This window comes from Alcanivorax sp. HI0083, from assembly GCF_001635175.1.
Window position 1 is genome coordinate 1 of the sequence record NZ_LWFX01001048.1, and the last position, 2,809, is coordinate 2,809.

4 protein-coding genes are annotated in these 2,809 nt (G+C 60.5%); 1 reads left to right on the top strand and 3 read right to left on the bottom strand.

Going from position 1 to position 2,809, the window contains the following annotated elements; genetic code table 11:
- Positions 1-186, top strand: a 186-nt coding sequence (locus A3754_RS28560; protein WP_231880624.1) for a hypothetical protein, incomplete at its 5' end; no start/stop codon positions are given.
- Between the two features lie 197 nt (positions 187-383).
- On the opposite strand, the gene A3754_RS13565 is transcribed toward A3754_RS28560, so the two are convergent.
- The 3 genes from A3754_RS13565 to A3754_RS13575 are packed head-to-tail and all read right to left on the bottom strand — an operon-like array spanning position 384 to position 2,758.
- The gene (locus A3754_RS13565; RefSeq protein ID WP_063520118.1) at positions 384-965 is read right to left on the bottom strand and encodes an ACP phosphodiesterase; all 582 of its coding nucleotides are present in this window, start codon (positions 963-965) and stop codon (positions 384-386) included.
- On the bottom strand, positions 962-1,576 hold the full coding sequence (locus A3754_RS13570) for a GNAT family N-acetyltransferase (protein WP_231880625.1): 615 nt from the start codon (positions 1,574-1,576) through the stop codon (positions 962-964). Before A3754_RS13570 ends, A3754_RS13565 begins: the two co-directional genes overlap by 4 nt.
- A 30-nt stretch (positions 1,577-1,606) precedes the next feature.
- The gene (locus A3754_RS13575) at positions 1,607-2,758 is read right to left on the bottom strand and encodes a DUF2855 family protein (RefSeq protein ID WP_063520119.1); all 1,152 of its coding nucleotides are present in this window, start codon (positions 2,756-2,758) and stop codon (positions 1,607-1,609) included.
- Positions 2,759-2,809 lie beyond the last annotated feature (51 nt).

Genomic DNA, 2,809 nt, shown 5'->3' on the forward strand with positions numbered 1-2,809 from the left:
GGCCGAACTGAATATGCCGGCATTGTGAGCAAAAAAAGTTTTTCACGGGTCAGCGAGAATGTCAGCTTTCCCGCCGTTTTCCTGGCTTATAGCGTATCACTCACACTTTGCAGGACGCTCGACGCCGAATGCCTGACGCAAAACACCCGCGCTGAGAGGCGGTCACTATTCCGGCCCCTCTTTTGAGAAATACTCCAGGGACAATCAGGTAACACCTGTTGACGAAAAGCGCAGAGGAATCAATCAGGGGCTTGACTGAAAGCGTCAGCCGTCGGGCATCCGGCGTCCAGCGGTTTGCCAAGGCAGGATCACAGAAAAAATCCCTATATCAGCTCATTCACTCCATTGCGCGATCAAATCCCAAAACGGCAACCGATAACCCGTCACTCCAGTGCCGCCTCCCTGACCGCCGCTTGCAGCTCGGGATAGAACGCCAGGAACCCGGCCTCCAGGGCCTGATAGCGCGGCTCAATTTCCTGGATGATACCGGCAAAGTCATTGGCAAAACGGATACGCCCGGCGATCACATCCAGCGCCTGCCCAACCCGCTCCAACTCCCCGTATTGGTTAAGAAGATCATGCTCGATCAGACGCTCCACCCGCTCACGCATGGGCAGGTGCATCAACGGCAGGCCCGCTTGCAGATGTTGGTAATCACGGGCAATGGCGGCGTCCCGATCATGGCCATAGAAGGTGGCCCAGTGCTGCCACAGAAAATGATCGAACAGCACATCCAGCGCCACTCCGGCAAAGCGTCGGCGGCGGGCCGAAAAGCTGCGGCGTTGCGCCATGACCCAGGGGTGGTGGTCGGTAAAGCGGTCCACCAGACGATGATTATCCAGCCCCCGCCGTAGCGGCGCGCTCAATTCTCTGACCTCCACACCGCGCATGAAGTCCCCCAGCACGTTGCCCACCTTGGAGGGCACCGACGGTTGCGCCAGGGTCAAATGGGCCAGGTAATTCACGGTGATCCACGGTCCAGCCGGTAACGCAGATTCTGACGTACGGCCGGCCATTCCTGCTCAAGAATGGAGAACACCACGGTATCGCGGTACACCCCGTCCGCTGAACGCGTGTGGTGGCGCAGCACACCATCCTGCTTGGCCCCCAGACGGGCAATGGCCGTGCGCGACGCGTGGTTATGCCAGTGGGTCCGCAACTCCACCGCGATGGCATTCAGGGTTTCAAAAGCATGGCCCAGCAGCAACAGCTTGCACTCGCTGTTCACCGCGCTGCGCTGAAAACGGTGGGCGTACCAGGTATGGCCAAGTTCCAGGCGCCGATTATCCTCATCGACACGAAAGAAACGGGTGCTGCCGATCACCTTGCCGCTGGCAAGGTGGCGCACCGCGAAGGGCATGTCACCGTGCTGATCCCTGCCCCGCAAGGCGGTGTCGATATATTCCGCCACCCCCTGTGGGTCCGGCACGGTGGTGTACCAGAGTGTCCACAACGCACCATCAGCGGTGGCCTCGGCCAGGTCATCCGCATGGGCCTGCTGGAGCGGTTCCAGCACCACGTGCTGACCTTCCAGCCGGACAGGCTCTATCCAGCGATGCACGGGCGGTTGGTTCAACGGGCTATCCTCTCTTCAGGGTATGAACCCTCAGGATAGCCGACTAGCCCCGCTGGTGTCCTGGCGCTGCAGACGCACCACATGCCCCTCACGGGGCTGACCACCATTCAGGTAAAGGTCTTCCACCACGGCCCGCGCCGCCTCCAGCCCCTGGTGCACACGCAAGGTCATCCAGCCATTACAGGGGTCACTGACGGCGCGCAGGAAACGGCGCTGCACCGCTCCGAAACGCCGGCTCAGGGTTGGCGCGCCCCAATCCTGGTTACGCTTGCGAATCTGGATCGGGGCGAAGAACGACTGCGGCACCGGATCCGACCAGCGCGTTTCGTCCAGGTAATCCGTGTTGGTGGCGGAGCCGGCGAAGCAATCATGGACCAGGGAAGCGCCGAAGTGGGCACGCACCCGCTCACGCAAGGCGTCACTGCCGGAAAAGTCCACATACAGGGTGGGAACGCTGGCATCCAGCTGCTCCAGGCCATCGTAGTCTGCCACCTGATCATACAAGCCCAGCCCGGCCACATATTCACAGTGGTGTGCCGAGGTCAGCCCAATACATTGCGGCGCTTCACCGCTGGCACCGCAGGGGCCATCGGCCTGAGCGAAAGCGGTGCCATAGGCGGTTTTGCTGGAGGCGCTGGAGAACACCACCTGGCGGGCGCCGAAGTAACCGTTGTCGGCAAGGTAATCCGCCAGCATGTACGAGGTGAAAAACAGCGGCCGCAACAGCATCTGGAAATCCGCCAGCTCCGGGACATAGGCTTCATCAGTCTGGCAACGCGTGTACTGGTTGTAGGGAGAAGGAAGCCCCTGGCGATGCATGGCGATATCGTAAAAACCACGCTCGGTGATCCGATCGGGTTGCACGCGCAGCAAGCCCGCCATGGGAAAATACCCGTAGAATCGCTCGCCTACGGCAATCCCTTCGACCCGCGATTGCATCACCGTGGCAAATCCCCACACCGGCATATGCCCCCACCCCTCCTCATCGGTGGGGAAAAACGACCAGTAATTCATGGCATCACCAAAAGCGGCATAGGTAATGTTGTTGGTGGTCAGGGCAAAGGTGTCGAGGGCCAGCAACACTTCGCCCTGAGCCGCATCGGCCATGGCCTCGTCCTGTAACTGGCTGGCTCCCAGGTTGGCCTTGTCGGTGAGCAAACGGGCAGTGGTATTTTGCGTCATAATGATCTCCGTTGACGGGCTCTCAACGAGCCGGTTTCACTGAGATTCATG